This is a genomic window from Pseudomonas sp. S36 (assembly GCF_016647875.1).
In the GTDB taxonomy this organism is placed as follows: Bacteria; Pseudomonadota; Gammaproteobacteria; order Pseudomonadales; family Pseudomonadaceae; genus Aquipseudomonas; species Aquipseudomonas parafulva.
On record NZ_JACVVG010000021.1, the window covers coordinates 25,808 to 41,138 of the forward strand.

Sequence of the window (15,331 nt, forward strand, 5' to 3'; positions counted from 1 at the left end):
GCCCGGCTCGCGTGCGCCAGCGGCCTTTCAGACCTTCTCGCTGGTGACCTGGACATGCAGGGCACGCCCCGCCCCCAGGCCGAACACGATGGCCCCCAGGCCAATAATCGCAAATACCCAGCCCAGGGCTGCCCAGCCACCGGTCAAGTCATGCACCAGCCCCACCGCGAAGGGCCCCATGGACGCCAGGGTATAACCCACGCCCTGAGCCATGCTCGACAGGTTCGCCGCCACATGGGCATCCCGGGAGCGCAGCACGATCAAGGTCAGCGCCAGGGCGAACGTGCCACCCTGCCCCAACCCCAGCACCACCGCCCAGCCCCACAGCCCGGAGAGCGGCGCATACAGGCAACCGAACAACCCGCAAAGGGTCACCAGCATGACTAGCACGATCGCCAGCCGCTGGTCTTTGCCACGCGTGGCCAGCCAAGGGGCTGCAAGGGAGCTTGCCAGTTGCACGATCACCGAACCCGACAGCACCAGCCCTGCTTGAGTGGGGCTAAGGCCACGCCCGATCAGAATCGACGGCAACCAGCCAAAGACGATATAGGCCAGTGACGACTGCAGGCCCATGTACAACGTCACCTGCCAGGCCAGCGGGTCGCGCCACAGGCCGCGCACGCGGTAAGCAACCTTGTGCTGGCCGTGGCCTTGGCGAGCCTGGGGCAGCCACACCAACATGGCCACCAAGGCGGGCAGCATCCAGAACCCCAGCCCCAGCGCCCAGCTGTTATCGAAATACTGGGCCAGCGGCACCGTGGCCCCGGCCGCCATGGCTGCGCCGAGGCACAGGGCCATGGTGTACACGCCCGTCAGAGTGCCAGCATGCTGAGGGAAGTCACGTTTGACGATACCGGGTAGCAAGACCCCGATGATGCCGATGCTGGCCCCTGCCACCAGGCTACCCATGAACAGCCCTGTTGCCCCCAGCGTACTGCGCAGCACAATGCCCAGCGCCAGGGTGACAAGAATCACCAGCACCACGCGCTCGCTGCCCAGACGACGCGCCAGTACCGGCGCCAGTGGCGCGAACAGGCCCAGGCACAACACCGGCAAGGTGGTCAGCAACCCGGCCTGCGCGGCGCTGAGCCCCAGCCCGTCGGACACCTGGCCCAACACGGGTGCCATGCTCGACAACGCCGGGCGCAGGTTCAATGCCACCAGCACCAGGCCGAGCAGCAGCAGCCAGGGGCGCGGCGTAACCGCCGGTTGCGCCTGCACCTGCTCGTCATCGGCCTCGGCATCGATCAGCAACGGGTCGAGGTCCGCCGTGCCGGGTGGGTTGGTACGGATCGTGGAATCAGACATGGGCTTCTCGTATCAGGATTCGATGAGGGTACGGCTCAGGCGCTTGGCCCGCTGGGCATCGCGTTGTTCGATAGCGTCGAGGATTTGCCCGTGCAGGTCGAACGTGGCCTGGCAACGGGGAACCGTGGCCATGTTGTGCTGCAAGGCCGCAGCCACCACACCGGAAAAATAGCGGTACAGCTCACTGAGTGCCGGGTTGTGGGCCGCATCGACCAGACGCTGGTGGAACACCAGGTCGCAGGCGACGTAGGCGTCCACATCACCGTGGAAATGGCCGGCGCTGCCCTGCAGGGCCTCCCGCAGGCGCTGCAGATCCGTGTCGGTACGGCGCAGGGCTGCCAGGGCAATGGCCTCGGTTTCCAGAATGTGGCGGGTTTCCCGTGCCTGCTCAGGGGTGCACTGGGTCATGGCCTGTACAGCGTGCAAAGGGTCCTGAGCGGTGCGCAGGTAGCTGCCATCCCCCTGGCGAATTTCCACCAGGCCACTGAATGCCAGCACGCGCATGGCCTCGCGCACGGTATTGCGGCTGATCCCCAACTGAAGGGCCAGTTCAGGCTCGGTGGGCAGCCGCTCACCGACCAACCAGGCGCCTTGCGAGATACGCTCGCGCAACTGGTCCACCGCCTGCTCGACCAACGAGCGTTTTATCAACAAGGACATCGGTACATCCAGTCATCGGACGAATTAGCGATCAAAATAAAGCATCTCTGATCGCTCAACAATCGTTTATCGCCAGATAAGGTGGGGTAGCCGGTTTGCACCGCACCTTATCCCGGCCAGCCTCTAACTGTGTGTCAGCCCAGTGCATCCAGCAACGCCTGGTTCATCTCAGGCGTACCGATGGTAATGCGCAGGAACTGATCAATACGCGGCTGCTTGAAGTGGCGCACGATCACGCCTTGCTCGCGCAAACGCACCGCCAACTCCCCGGCATCTTGTTGTGGATGGCGGGCGAATACAAAGTTGGCAGCAGATGGCAGCACTTCGAAGCCCTTGGCCTGCAGCTGCGCGACCAGCTTTTCGCGGCTGTCGATAACCTTGCGGCAGGTCTGGTCGAAATAGGCGCGGTCCTCGAATGCCACTGCCGCGCCGACGATGGCGGCGCGGTCCAGTGGGTACGAGTTGAAGCTGTTCTTGATCCGCTCCAGCGCCTCGATCAGGTCCGGGTGGCCCACCGCCAACCCAACCCGCAGGCCGGCCAACGACCGCGATTTCGACAGGGTCTGGGTCACCAGCAGGTTGTCGTAGCGGTTCACCAGGCTGATGGCCGTTTCGCCGCCAAAGTCGATGTAGGCTTCATCCACCACCACCACCGAATCCGGGCTGGCCTGCAGTAACTGCTCCACGGCCTGCAGGGGCAATAGGCAGCCAGTGGGCGCGTTGGGGTTGGGGAAGATGATGCCCGCGTTCGGCTTGCGGTAATCCTCCACGCGGATCTGGAACTGCTCATCCAGCGGCACCTGTTCGAAGGCGATGCCATACAGGCCGCAGTACACCGGGTAGAAGCTGTAGCTGATGTCCGGGAACAGCAGCGGCCCGTCGTGCTGGAACAGGCCATGGAAGATGTGCGCCAGCACCTCGTCCGAACCGTTACCTACGAACACCTGCGCCGGGGTGACGCCGTAGTACTCCGCGACCGCCTGCTTGAGGCGGTCACCGTTGGGGTCCGGGTAGAGGCGCAGGTTTTCGCCCAGCTCCCCGCGCATGGCTTCCACCGCTTTAGGCGATGGGCCGTAGGGGTTCTCGTTGGTGTTGAGCTTGACCAGGCGCGCCAGCTTGGGCTGCTCGCCGGGGACGTAAGGCACCAGGTCCTTGACGAAAGGGCTCCAGAATCGACTCATGCTCAGTTCCCCTTCTCTTGGCTCAGGATGCGGTATTCGGCGCTACGGGCGTGGGCGGTCAGGGACTCACCGCGGGCCAGCACCGAGGCAGTGCGGCCCAGTTCGGAGGCGCCCTGCTCGGAGCAATAGATGATCGACGAACGCTTCTGGAAGTCGTACACCCCCAGCGGCGACGAGAAGCGCGCAGTGCCGGAGGTGGGCAGCACGTGGTTGGGGCCTGCGCAATAGTCGCCCAGCGCTTCGCTGGTGTGGCGGCCCATGAAGATCGCACCGGCGTGGCGAATGTACGGCAACCAGGCCTGCGGGTCAGCCACCGACAACTCCAGGTGCTCAGGGGCGATACGGTTGGCCACCTCGATTGCCTGCTGCATGTCCCGCACCTGGATCAGGGCGCCGCGACCATTCACCGATTTCTCGATGATCTCGGCGCGTTCCATGGTCGGCAGCAACTTGCTGATGCTGGCTGCCACGCGGTCGAGGAAATCGGCATCCGGGCTGACCAGAATGGCCTGGGCGTCTTCGTCGTGCTCTGCCTGGGAGAACAGGTCCATAGCGATCCAGTCCGGGTCGGTCTGGCCGTCACACACCACGAGAATTTCCGACGGCCCGGCGATCATGTCGATGCCTACCTGGCCGAACACGTGGCGCTTGGCGGTGGCCACGTAGATGTTGCCCGGGCCGACGATCTTGTCCACCTGGGGCACGCTCTCGGTGCCATAGGCCAGGGCAGCCACCGCCTGGGCGCCGCCCACCGTGAACACCCGGTCCACACCGGCAATGCAGGCTGCGGCCAGCACCAGCTCGTTGACCTCGCCACGCGGGGTGGGCACTACCATGACCACTTCGGTGACACCCGCCACCTTGGCCGGAATCGCGTTCATCAGCACCGAGGACGGGTAGGACGCCTTGCCACCCGGCACATAAAGGCCGGCGCGGTCCAACGGTGTGACCTTCTGCCCCAGTACGGTACCGTCAGCCTCGGTGTACTGCCACGAGTCCTGCTTCTGCCGCTCGTGGTACATGCGCACGCGGTCGGCTGCCTTCTCAAGGGCTGCACGCTGCTCGTCGGTGATACGGGTAAGCGCCAGTTCAAGGCGCTCGCGCCCCAGAATGAGGTCGTCGATGCAGCTAGCCTCCACCCCGTCGAAACGTTGGGTGAACTCTACAAGGGCAGCATCGCCACGCTCGCGCACGGCCTTGATGATATCGAGTACACGCTGGTTGACCGCTTCGTCGGACACGCTCTCCCAGCTCAGCAGATGATCCAGATGCCGAGCGAAATCCGGGTCAGCAGCGTTGAGACGGGCAATTGCGGTGGACACGGTCATGGCGAGGGCCTCGATTGTTAGCGAATGCTCAGGCGCCCTAAGCTACCAGTCCATCCGCACGGGCACCCGAGAAAAGTGGCTATGACGCGGATAGACGGGCGCGACAGCCAACGCTGCGCGCAGGAAGTCGTCAGCCGCGGTGTCGCGATTCGACCGCTTGGCGCAGCGTGTCGATCAGGCTCTGGATGCGGGCGTGCTGCATTTTCATGGAGGCCTTGTTGACCACCAGGCGCGAGCTGATGTGCGCGATCATTTCCTGGGGCTCCAGGCCGTTGGCACGCAAGGTGTTACCGGTGTCGACCACATCGATGATCTTGTCGGCCAGGTTGATCAGGGGTGCCAGCTCCATCGAGCCGTACAGCTTGATAATGTCGACCTGGCGACCCTGCTCGGCATAGTAACGCTTGGCCACATTCACGAACTTGGTGGCAACGCGCAGGCGGCCCTTGGGCTCGGGCGCGCCGACCACGCCAGCGGTCATCAGCTTGCAGCGGGCAATCTGCAGGTCCAGGGGCTCGTAAAGGCCCTGCCCACCGTACTCCATCAGCACGTCCTTGCCTGCCACACCCAGGTCGGCGGCGCCGTGTTCGACATAGGTCGGCACGTCGGTGGCACGCACGATCAGCAGGCGCACGTCGTCCTGCGTGGTCGGGATGATCAGCTTGCGGCTCTTGTCCGGGTTCTCGGTGGGAACGATACCGGCCTCGGCCAGCAATGGCAGGGTATCGTCGAGAATACGGCCTTTGGAAAGCGCGATGGTCAACATTGGAACGTCGGTCCTTAAGCAGCTACTGCCGGCCAGGTGGTGCACCTGGCCGCATTCAATTCGAACGGCGCGTCCTTGCGCCCCAGGGCAATCAGCCCGGCACGCGGCGAATCTTGGCGCCGAGCATCTGCAGTTTTTCCTCGATGCACTCATAGCCACGGTCGATGTGGTAGATGCGATCGATCAAGGTGTCGCCTTCGGCCACCAGTGCCGACAGCACCAGGCTGGCGGATGCGCGCAGGTCGGTGGCCATTACCGGGGCACCTTTCAGGGCGTTGACGCCGGTCACGATGGCGGTGTTGCCCTCGACCTGAATCTGCGCGCCCATGCGGTGCATTTCGTACACGTGCATGAAGCGGTTTTCGAAGATCGTTTCGATTACAGCACCGGTGCCTTCGGCTATGGCGTTGAGCGAAATGAACTGCGCCTGCATGTCGGTCGGGAACGCTGGGTACGGGGCCGTGCGCAGGTTGACGGCTTTCGGCCGCTTACCGTGCATGTTCAGCTCGATCCAGTCCTCACCGGTGGTGATGTCGGCGCCTGCTTCCTTGAGCTTTTCCAGAACCGCCTCAAGGATGGTGGGGTCGGTGTCCTTGACCTTGACGCGGCCACCGGTAACGGCAGCGGCTACCAGGTAGGTGCCGGTTTCGATGCGGTCCGGCATGACGCGGTAGTGGGCCGAACCCAGCCGCGCAACACCCTCGATGGTGATGGTATCGGTGCCGGCGCCCTGCACATTGCCGCCCATGGCGTTGATGAAGTTGGCCAGGTCGACCACTTCCGGCTCGCGGGCCGCGTTCTGCAGCACACTGCGGCCGTTGGCCAGCGCTGCGGCCATCATGATGTTCTCGGTACCGGTCACACTCACGGTATCGAAGAAGAAGTGCGCACCGCGCAGGCCACCCTCAGGCGCCTTGGCCTTGATGTAGCCACCTTCAACCTCGATCTTCGCGCCCATGGCCTCCAGGCCACGTATGTGCAGGTCGACAGGTCGCGAGCCAATGGCGCAACCGCCTGGCAACGCCACCTCGGCCTCGCCGAAACGGGCAACCATGGGGCCGAGTACCAGAATGGAGGCACGCATGGTCTTCACCAGCTCGTAGGGTGCGACCAGGGTCTTGATGGTACGGGGGTCGATTTCCACCGCCAGCTTTTCGTCGATCACAGGCTCGATGCCCATGCGACCGAACAGCTCGATCATGGTAGTGATGTCGTGCAGGTGCGGCAGGTTGCCCACGGTGACCGGGCCATCGGCCAGCAAGGTCGCAGCCAGAATGGGCAGGGCTGCGTTCTTCGCGCCCGAAATGCGGATCTCGCCATCAAGGCGAGCGCCACCAGTAATAATCAGTTTGTCCATTGGAATCTCGCCGCCAAGTTGGCTCAGGTGCGCTCAGCCCAGGCTGCGCTGCTGAAAAATTTCATGGTTACCGCATGGATGCTGCCGTTGGCGATCCACGGATTCAGGTGAGCGTAAATCGCCTGCTGGCGTTTGACCGGGCTCAGGCCGGCCAACTCGTCGCTGATCACGTTCAGCTGGAAGTTGCAGCCTTCGCCTTCAACTTCGACCCGGGAACCCGGCAATTTTTCTTCAAGGAAGCTTTTAACTTCTATGGCCTGCATGCTCAACCTCAATCGGCGCCCGATGCGCACGGGTCGGCCATCATACAAAAAAGCCCCTCGCCTGCGAAGCCCAACAACGGGTTCGCTGACCGAGGGGCCATCATCCCAGCAGCCATCAGGTGGCCAGCACCTCGTCGAGGTCGTACACCTCGGCGATTTCCCGCATGTCATCGGGCATCCCGCGCACCTGGCAACGCTTGCCGGCAGCGCCAGCATCGCGCATGAACGCCAGCAGCAACGAAAGCCCGACGCTGGTGGAGCGCTGTACGGCGGAGCAATCGATCACCACGTCCACTCCGTCGCTGCCCGCTATCAATGCCTTGCCCTGCTTACGCAAGGCAGGCCCGCTGCGGTAGTCCAGCACGCCGGCAAGGCGGACCACGCCTGGCTCGCTCATGCTCGCGGTCGCTTCACTCATTTGACGGCCTTTTCTGGCGAACTGTCGGCGGTTTGCTTGGCCTTGGCCACTTCACCCGCCCAGCCGTCGATGGTCTTGTCCAGGTTGTTGCCATTACGCTGCATGGCGTCAGCGAACTGATCGCGGAACAGCTTGCCGATGTTGATGCCATTGACGATGACGTTACGCACCTTCCATTCGCCAGCGATGTTCTCCAGCGTGTACTGCACCGGGTACACCGCACCGTTGTTACCGGTGACCTTCATGCCGACACTGGCCCGCTTACCATCGTCAGACTTGGCCGGATCCACCACGATGCCCTGGTTGTTGTACTCCAGCAGGGCGTTGCCGTAGAACTGCATCAGGCTGCGCTTGAAGTTTTCCTGGAAGCGCTGCATCTGCTCAGGGCTGGCCTTGCGCGAGTACTTCACGGTCATGATGCTGCGCGAAATGCCATCGGCATCCACCACCGGGCCCAGGATGCGGTTCAGCGCGTCGTAGAACGCGCTGGGGTTGGCCTGGTACTGCTGCTTGTTGGCCTTCAGGTCACCCAGCAATTCATTGGTGGTGCTTTGAATCACGTCATGAGGGGACTGGGCCGCCATGCTCATGAGAGGCAAGGCTGCCAGCAGGACCAGCAAGCCACGTCGCAGAATCGATATCATGGAAACTCCTCAATTAGCCGGTTGCGCGTCTCGGGGTTCCTTGCCAACAGTGTTGAGCAGGAACTTGCCAATCAGATCTTCCAGCACCAGCGCGGACTGGGTGTCATGGATGGTACCGCCGTCCTTGAGCACCTCTTCCTCACCGCCTACGCTGATGCCGATGTACTTCTCACCCAGCAGCCCTGCGGTCAGGATCGATGCAGTGGAATCGGTCGGCAGGTTGTTCACCGACTTGTCCAGCTGCAACGTCACCCGACCGGTGAAGGAATCACGGTCCAGGTCGATGGCGGTGACTTTGCCGATGGTGACACCGGCCATGGTCACTTTGGCTCTGACAGTCAAACCGGCGATATTGTCGAAGTAGGCGTAAACTTTATAGGTATCGCTGGTCGGGCTTGCCGACAGGCCGCTGACACGCAGGGCCAGCAGCAGCAACGCCAGGATCCCGGCCAACAGAAACAGGCCTACACCGATTTCCAGGGTGCGGTTTTGCATCAGAAATCTCCAAACATCAAGGCGGTCAGAATAAAGTCCAGACCCAGTACAGCCAGCGAGGCATAGACCACGGTCCTGGTAGTGGCACGGCTGATCCCTTCTGAGGTGGGCTCACAGTCATACCCCTGGAATACGGCGATCCAGGTGGTGACGAAGGCGAACACCAGGCTCTTTATCAACCCGTTGAGCACGTCGTCGGTGAACGAAACACTGTTCTGCATGTTGGCCCAGAACGAGCCCTCGTAGACGCCCAGCCAGTCGACCGCCACCCACGACCCGCCCCAGATGCCCACCACGCTGAAGATCAGTGCCAGCAACGGTAGCGAGATGAAGCCGGCCCACAGGCGCGGGGCAACGATGTACTTGAGTGGGTCGACGCCGATCATTTCAAGGCTCGACAGCTGCTCGGTGGACTTCATGTTGCCGATTTCAGCCGTGAGCGCGGACCCGGCGCGGCCTGCGAAAAGCAGGGCGGTGACGACCGGACCAAGCTCGCGAAGCAGGGTAAGGGCGACCATCTGGCCCACCGCCTGCTCCGAACCGTATTTGGTGAGGATGCTGTAGCCCTGCAGGGCCAGCACCATGCCAATGAACGTACCGGACACCACGATGATGGCTAGCGACAACACACCCACTGAGTACAGTTGCCTGGTCAGCAGCTGGAAACCGCCGCCAATGCCACCGCGCCCGACCAGGGCGTGGAACAGGAACAGGCAGGAGCGGCCCAGCACGGCCACTACATCGATTGCCGCGCGGCCGAACAGGCGCACGCGCTCAAGCATGGATTTTCTACGCATCAGCGCGCCCCCAGCAGATCGGCGCGGTAATCGGGCGCAGGGAAGTGGAAGGGTACAGGGCCATCCGGGTCGCCTTTCATGAACTGGCGGATACGCGGGTTATCCGACCCCATCAACTCGTCGGGGGTGCCCTGCCCCAGCACCTGGCCGTCACCCACCACGTAGATGTAGTCGGCGATGCTGGCGGTTTCTGCCAGGTCATGGGACACGACGATGCTGGTGATGCCCAGGGCATCGTTGAGCAGGCGGATCAGGCGCACCAGAACACCCATGGCGATCGGGTCCTGACCGACGAACGGCTCGTCGTACATGAGGATCTGCGGGTCCAGGGCAATCGCCCTGGCCAGCGCCACGCGGCGTTTCATGCCGCCCGACAGCTCATCCGGCATCAGGTCGATGGCACCGCGCAGGCCCACGGCCTGCAGCTTCATCAACACGATGTCACGGATCATTTCATCCGGCAGCTGGGTATGCACGCGCAGCGGGAAAGCAACGTTCTCGAACACATCCAGGTCGGTGAACAGCGCGCCACTCTGGAACAGCACGCCCATCTGCTTGCGCGCGTCGAACAGGTCGCTGCGCGACAGCGTCGGCAGGTTCTGCCCGGCGACCCACACTTCACCGCTGGATGGACGCAACTGGGCGCCCATCAGACGCAGCAATGTGGTTTTGCCGCACCCGGATGGCCCCATGATGCCAGTGACCTTGCCGCGTGGGATGCGGATGTCGACATTGTTGAAAATGCTGCGCGAACCCCGTTTGAAGGAAACCCCCTTCAACTCGACCGCGCAGGCGCTATCCACACTCATCTAGACTCCTTGCTAGTGCAGCCTCGTCCTAGTGGACGTCGGCCTTCATCTGGAAGGCACACGCCCCTGGGCAGGCTGAATAGCGGCGAACTATAGCACCGCTGGCAGCGCCGCCCCAAGGCTGCCAAACGCGTCGTTCAGCCTCACGACAGCCTGGGGGTACATTGCCTACGACAATCGAAAGCGTGAGGGTTTCATTCAATACCGCTATAATCGCCGCCTTTTCATCAGGCACTGCTTTTTCGACATGAGCCAATCCAGCGAGCTGATCCAATCCGCCCAACGCACCCTGCGCCTGGAACTCGAGGCTGTAGAGGCCCTGTTGGCGCGCATCGACGCTACCTTCGTCAAGGCCTGCGAGCTGATCCTGGCCAGCAAGGGCCGCGTGGTCGTGGTGGGCATGGGCAAGTCCGGGCACATCGGCAACAAGATCGCCGCCACCCTGGCCAGCACTGGCACACCGGCTTTCTTCGTGCACCCGGCCGAAGCCAGCCATGGCGACATGGGCATGATTACGCGCGATGACGTCATCCTGGCCCTGTCGAACTCGGGCAGCACCGCCGAAATCATCACCCTGCTGCCGCTTATCAAGCGCCTGGGCATCAAGCTGGTCAGCCTGACCGGCAACCCGGCTTCACCGCTGGCCCAGGCCGCCGACGTCAACCTCGACGCCGGCGTCGAACACGAGGCCTGCCCGCTGAACCTGGCGCCGACATCGTCCACCACAGCATCGCTGGTGCTGGGCGACGCCCTGGCCATCGCCCTGCTCGAAGCCCGTGGCTTCACCGCCGAAGACTTCGCCTTCTCTCACCCGGGCGGCGCCCTGGGCCGGCGCTTGCTGCTCAAGGTCGAGAACGTGATGCACGCGGGCGACGAACTGCCGCAGGTCGCCCGCGGCACCCTGCTCAAGGAAGCGCTCCTTGAAATGTCCCGCAAAGGTTTGGGCATGACCGTCATCGTCGAAACCGATGGCACGCTGGCCGGGGTGTTCACCGACGGTGACCTGCGCCGTAGCCTGGACCGCAACATCGACGTGCATACCACCCTGATCGAAGACGTCATGACGGTGCACGGCAAAACCGCCCGTGCCGAGATGCTGGCGGCCGAGGCCCTGAAAATCATGGAAGACAACAAGGTGGGCGCCCTGGTGGTGGTAGACAGCCAGGACCGCCCAACCGGCGCCCTGAACATGCACGACCTGCTGCGTGCCGGCGTACTGTAAAGGAGCGATGCAATGCACCAGGACCTCATGCAACGGGGCAAAGGCGTCAAGCTGGCCGTGTTCGACGTGGACGGCGTACTCACCGACGGGCGCCTGTATTTCCTCGAAGACGGGAGCGAGTTCAAGAGCTTCAATACACTGGATGGCCAGGGCATAAAAATGCTCATGGCCTCTGGCGTGACCACCGCCATCATCAGCGGGCGCAAGACACCGGTCGTCGAGCGGCGGGCGAAGAACCTCGGCATCCCGCATCTGTTTCAAGGGCGCGAAGACAAACTGGTCGTACTTGACGGCCTGCTCGCCGAGCTGGGCCTGAGCTATGATCAAGTGGCCTACCTGGGCGATGACCTGCCCGACTTGCCGGTTATCCGCCGGGTGGCACTGGGCATGGCGGTAGCCAGCGCGGCACCGTTTGTGCGCCAGCACGCCCATGGCGTCACGCAGGCACGGGGTGGCGAGGGTGCCGCCCGCGAATTCTGCGAACTCATCATGCAGGCCCAGGGCACCCTGGACGCTGCCAACGCCAACTATCTGTAAGGTTGCCCATGTTCAGCAAGAAAGCCAGAAACATCGTGCTGCTCGGGGCCATCGCCGCCCTGCTGGTAGCCGTCGGCTACTGGAACGTCAGCCCCGAGAGCTTCCTGGAGCAGCCCGCGGCGCAGGTGGACGAAAGCGCCATCGACTACTACGCCATCAATGCCCACAGCGTGCAGTTCTTGCCAGACGGCAAGCTGCAGTACGAAATGACCGCCGACAAGGTCGAACACCTGAAGGCCAGCGAAGTCACATTGCTGACCACCCCGGACCTGCACATGTATCGCGGTACGGAGTACCCGTGGCATGTGCAGAGCGTGCGCGCCGAGGTCAACCCTGACGGCAGCGAGGTCGAACTGATCGACAACGTGCGGATCGCCCGCACGGACGAAAAGAAGCGCGAAACCATCATTACCAGCTCGCGCATGACCGTGTTCCCGCAGAAGGAATATGCGCAGACCGAGCAAGCCGTTAGAATCGACGGCGCCGGTGGCACGACTACGGGCAAAGGTATGAAAGCGTATTTGAAAGAAGGCAGGATGGACCTGCTCTCTAACGTAAGAGGACAGTATGAGGCTCGTTAAAACCCTCCCCCTTTTGCTCAGCCTGAGCGCAGCACTGGGAAGCGCGAGCGCCCTCGCCCTGCCAAACGACCGTGATCAGCCCATTCGCATCCAGGCCGACAACGCTCACCTGGACGACAAGAAAGGCGTGGCCACCTATACCGGCGACGTCATCATCACCCAGGGTTCGATGATGATCAAAGGCAATACCGTGACCATCACCCGTACCGCTTCCGGCGATATCGACGTGGTGACCTCGGTGGGCAACCTGGCCTACTTCGAGCAGCAGCAGAGCGCCGCCAAAGCCGACAAGATGAAAGGCTGGGGCGTGACCATCCAGTATCAGTCGCAAAAGGACCTGGTAGTGCTCACCGACCGCGCCAAGGTCGAAAACGAAGGCAATACCACCGAAGGCGAGAAGATCGTCTACAACACCCAGACCCAGGTTGCCACCGCAGGTCGTGGCGGCAATGTGACCACACCGCGTCAGCGCATCGACATGGTGATCCAGCCCAAGAAGAAGGCCGAGTAAATGGCAACCCTCAAAGCCCAGCACCTGGCCAAGAGCTACAAGGGCCGGCAGGTGGTACGTGACGTCAGCCTGTCCATCGACAGCGGCCAGATCGTGGGCCTGCTCGGCCCCAACGGCGCCGGCAAGACCACCTGCTTCTACATGATTGTCGGGCTGGTCCAGGCCGAACAGGGCCGTGTGCTGATCGACAATCTCGATGTCAGCCACCAGCCCATGCACGGGCGCGCCCGCGCGGGTATCGGCTACCTGCCGCAGGAAGCGTCGATCTTCCGCAAGCTGTCCGTGGCAGACAACATCAAGGCCATCCTGGAAACCCGCAAGGACCTCGACCGCGAAGGCCGTCGCCAGGAGCTGGAAAGCCTGTTGCAGGAATTTCACATCAGCCACATCCGCGACAACCTGGGCATGAGCCTGTCCGGTGGTGAGCGTCGCCGCGTCGAAATTGCCCGCGCACTGGCCACCGCGCCCAAGTTCATCCTGCTGGACGAACCCTTCGCCGGCGTCGACCCGATTTCGGTAGGCGACATCAAGCAGATCATTCACCACCTCAAGGCCAAGGGTATCGGCGTACTGATCACCGATCACAACGTGCGTGAAACCCTGGATATCTGCGAAACCGCCTATATCGTCAACGATGGCCGCCTGATCGCCGAAGGGGATGCAGAAACGATCCTGGCCAACGACCTGGTCAAAGAGGTGTACCTGGGTCACGAGTTCCGCCTCTAATCCCGGGACGGGCCTGGAGCACGGCAAAAAAGCCTATCTATTGCGGGTCAAGTTGTTACAGTGCTCTAGGCAAACGCTACAATTTAAGGCATAAAACTTGCTTGATTTGGCGCCCCAGCGCCCTCGTGTAGTGGATGGCGCATGCGCGCCGGCGAACAAGGTACCAAGCCCCTGCCATGAAACCATCGCTCGTCCTAAAAATGGGCCAGCAACTGACGATGACACCGCAGTTGCAACAGGCCATCCGCCTGCTCCAGCTTTCCACCCTGGACCTGCAGCAGGAAATCCAGGAAGCCCTGGAGTCGAACCCGATGCTCGAACGCCAGGAAGACGGCGACGACTTCGACAACAACGACCCGATGGCCGACAACGCCGAAAACAAGCCGGCCGCCGAAACGCAGGACAACAGCTTCCAGGAAACCACCGTCAGCACCGAAAACATGGAAGACGGTGAGTGGAGCGAGCGCATCCCCAACGAGCTTCCCGTGGATACCGCGTGGGAAGACATCTACCAGACCAGCGCCAGCAGCCTGCCCAGCAACGATGATGACGAATGGGATTTCACCACCCGCACGTCCGCGGGCGAGAGCCTGCAAAGCCACCTGCTGTGGCAGTTGAACCTGGCGCCCATGTCCGACACCGACCGCCTCATCGCGGTCACCTTGATCGACAGCATCAACGGCCAGGGCTACCTGGAAGACACCCTTGAGGAAATCTGTGCAGGTTTCGACCCCGAACTGGATATCGAACTGGATGAAGTCGAAGCGGTGCTGCACCGTATCCAGCAGTTCGAGCCTGCAGGGGTAGGTGCCCGCACCCTGGGCGAATGCCTGCTGCTGCAACTGCGCCAGCTGCCTGGCAGCACCCCGTGGATGGCCGAGGCCATGCGCCTGGTGAGCGACTTCATCGACCTGCTGGGTAGCCGCGACTACAGCCAGCTGATGCGCCGCATGAAGCTCAAGGAAGACGAACTGCGCCAGGTGATCGAGCTGGTGCAGAGCCTCAACCCCCGCCCCGGCTCGCAGATCGAGTCCAGCGAGCCCGAATACGTGGTACCCGACGTGATCGTGCGCAAGGACAGCGAGCGCTGGCTGGTGGAACTGAACCAGGAAGCCATCCCGCGCCTTCGCGTGAACGCGCAGTACGCAGGCTTTGTACGCCGTGCCGACACCAGCGCCGACAACACCTTCATGCGCAACCAGTTGCAGGAGGCGCGCTGGTTCATCAAAAGCCTGCAGAGCCGCAACGAAACCCTGATGAAAGTGGCCACCCAGATCGTCGAACACCAGCGCGGCTTCCTCGACCACGGTGACGAGGCCATGAAACCCCTGGTACTGCATGACATTGCCGAAGCGGTAGGCATGCACGAGTCGACCATTTCCCGGGTTACCACGCAAAAGTACATGCACACCCCGCGTGGTATCTACGAACTGAAATACTTTTTCTCCAGCCATGTGAGCACCGCCGAAGGCGGCGAATGCTCGTCCACGGCGATCCGCGCGATCATCAAGAAACTGGTTGCCGCGGAAAATCAGAAAAAGCCATTGAGCGACAGCAAGATCGCTGGTTTACTGGAGGCACAAGGCATCCAGGTAGCCCGTCGTACCGTCGCCAAGTACCGCGAGTCCCTCGGTATTGCACCGTCGAGCGAGCGCAAGCGACTGATGTAACCCTGAGATGCGCCACAGCGTTTGTGTGGCAGGTGCAACACCTGCCTCTTTATGCACG

The 15,331-nt window shown here is 62.5% G+C and carries 18 protein-coding genes; 6 read left to right on the top strand and 12 right to left on the bottom strand.

The genetic code is table 11. From position 1 onward, the window contains the following. Nucleotides 1–27: 27 nt before the first annotated feature. The 12 genes from IAE36_RS13775 to IAE36_RS13830 form a co-directional block, all read right to left on the bottom strand. On the bottom strand, nucleotides 28–1,308 hold the full coding sequence (locus IAE36_RS13775) for a CynX/NimT family MFS transporter (RefSeq protein WP_201212967.1): 1,281 nt from the start codon (nucleotides 1,306–1,308) through the stop codon (nucleotides 28–30). 12 nt (nucleotides 1,309–1,320) lie between these two features. Beyond that, nucleotides 1,321–1,968, bottom strand: a complete 648-nt coding sequence (locus IAE36_RS13780; RefSeq protein WP_028631514.1) for a FadR/GntR family transcriptional regulator — start codon at nucleotides 1,966–1,968, stop codon at nucleotides 1,321–1,323. A 134-nt stretch (nucleotides 1,969–2,102) separates the two neighbouring features. Then, entirely contained in the window at nucleotides 2,103–3,149 is a 1,047-nt protein-coding gene (hisC, locus tag IAE36_RS13785) for a histidinol-phosphate transaminase (protein ID WP_201212969.1), read from the bottom strand. Nucleotides 3,150–3,151: 2 nt separating this feature from the next. Beyond that, complete coding sequence (hisD, locus tag IAE36_RS13790; RefSeq protein WP_201212971.1) at nucleotides 3,152–4,477, bottom strand: histidinol dehydrogenase; 1,326 nt, start codon at nucleotides 4,475–4,477, stop codon at nucleotides 3,152–3,154. Between the two features lie 130 nt (nucleotides 4,478–4,607). Beyond that, the gene (hisG, locus tag IAE36_RS13795) at nucleotides 4,608–5,243 is read right to left on the bottom strand and encodes an ATP phosphoribosyltransferase (protein WP_028631517.1); all 636 of its coding nucleotides are present in this window, start codon (nucleotides 5,241–5,243) and stop codon (nucleotides 4,608–4,610) included. Nucleotides 5,244–5,334: 91 nt separating this feature from the next. Next, on the bottom strand, nucleotides 5,335–6,600 hold the full coding sequence (gene murA, locus IAE36_RS13800; protein ID WP_028631518.1) for a UDP-N-acetylglucosamine 1-carboxyvinyltransferase: 1,266 nt from the start codon (nucleotides 6,598–6,600) through the stop codon (nucleotides 5,335–5,337). Nucleotides 6,601–6,623: 23 nt separating this feature from the next. Next, nucleotides 6,624–6,863 carry a BolA family protein gene (locus IAE36_RS13805; RefSeq protein WP_028631519.1) on the bottom strand — a complete coding sequence of 80 codons (240 nt, stop codon included), beginning with the start codon at nucleotides 6,861–6,863 and terminating at the stop codon, nucleotides 6,624–6,626. Nucleotides 6,864–6,978: 115 nt separating this feature from the next. Continuing rightward, a complete protein-coding gene (locus IAE36_RS13810; RefSeq protein WP_028631520.1) occupies nucleotides 6,979–7,281 on the bottom strand; it encodes an STAS domain-containing protein in 303 nt (100 codons plus the stop codon). Next, complete coding sequence (locus IAE36_RS13815) at nucleotides 7,278–7,925, bottom strand: MlaC/ttg2D family ABC transporter substrate-binding protein (RefSeq protein ID WP_060482217.1); 648 nt, start codon at nucleotides 7,923–7,925, stop codon at nucleotides 7,278–7,280. Before IAE36_RS13815 ends, IAE36_RS13810 begins: the two co-directional genes overlap by 4 nt. 9 nt (nucleotides 7,926–7,934) lie before the next feature. Next, complete coding sequence (mlaD, locus tag IAE36_RS13820; protein ID WP_028631522.1) at nucleotides 7,935–8,420, bottom strand: outer membrane lipid asymmetry maintenance protein MlaD; 486 nt, start codon at nucleotides 8,418–8,420, stop codon at nucleotides 7,935–7,937. After that, nucleotides 8,420–9,217 carry a lipid asymmetry maintenance ABC transporter permease subunit MlaE gene (gene mlaE / locus IAE36_RS13825; protein ID WP_028631523.1) on the bottom strand — a complete coding sequence of 266 codons (798 nt, stop codon included), beginning with the start codon at nucleotides 9,215–9,217 and terminating at the stop codon, nucleotides 8,420–8,422. The genes mlaD and mlaE overlap by 1 nt, the downstream gene beginning before the upstream one ends. Next, nucleotides 9,217–10,026: an ATP-binding cassette domain-containing protein gene (locus IAE36_RS13830; RefSeq protein ID WP_028631524.1), complete on the bottom strand. Its 810-nt coding sequence runs from the start codon at nucleotides 10,024–10,026 to the stop codon at nucleotides 9,217–9,219. The genes mlaE and IAE36_RS13830 overlap by 1 nt, the downstream gene beginning before the upstream one ends. 247 nt (nucleotides 10,027–10,273) lie before the next feature. Here IAE36_RS13830 and IAE36_RS13835 point away from each other — a divergent pair, with 247 nt between their 5' ends. The 6 genes from IAE36_RS13835 (at nucleotide 10,274) to IAE36_RS13860 (ending at nucleotide 15,273) form a co-directional block, all read left to right on the top strand. Continuing rightward, on the top strand, nucleotides 10,274–11,248 hold the full coding sequence (locus IAE36_RS13835) for a KpsF/GutQ family sugar-phosphate isomerase (RefSeq protein ID WP_028631525.1): 975 nt from the start codon (nucleotides 10,274–10,276) through the stop codon (nucleotides 11,246–11,248). 12 nt (nucleotides 11,249–11,260) lie between these two features. Then, entirely contained in the window at nucleotides 11,261–11,785 is a 525-nt protein-coding gene (locus IAE36_RS13840) for a KdsC family phosphatase (protein WP_028631526.1), read from the top strand. 8 nt (nucleotides 11,786–11,793) lie between these two features. Then, nucleotides 11,794–12,366, top strand: a complete 573-nt coding sequence (gene lptC, locus IAE36_RS13845; protein WP_028631527.1) for an LPS export ABC transporter periplasmic protein LptC — start codon at nucleotides 11,794–11,796, stop codon at nucleotides 12,364–12,366. Beyond that, the gene (gene lptA, locus IAE36_RS13850; RefSeq protein WP_028631528.1) at nucleotides 12,353–12,877 is read left to right on the top strand and encodes a lipopolysaccharide transport periplasmic protein LptA; all 525 of its coding nucleotides are present in this window, start codon (nucleotides 12,353–12,355) and stop codon (nucleotides 12,875–12,877) included. Before lptC ends, lptA begins: the two co-directional genes overlap by 14 nt. Continuing rightward, a complete protein-coding gene (gene lptB, locus IAE36_RS13855; RefSeq protein WP_028631529.1) occupies nucleotides 12,878–13,603 on the top strand; it encodes an LPS export ABC transporter ATP-binding protein in 726 nt (241 codons plus the stop codon). Between the two features lie 176 nt (nucleotides 13,604–13,779). Further along, nucleotides 13,780–15,273: an RNA polymerase factor sigma-54 gene (locus tag IAE36_RS13860; protein ID WP_201163287.1), complete on the top strand. Its 1,494-nt coding sequence runs from the start codon at nucleotides 13,780–13,782 to the stop codon at nucleotides 15,271–15,273. The last annotated feature ends 58 nt before the right edge of the window (nucleotides 15,274–15,331 follow it).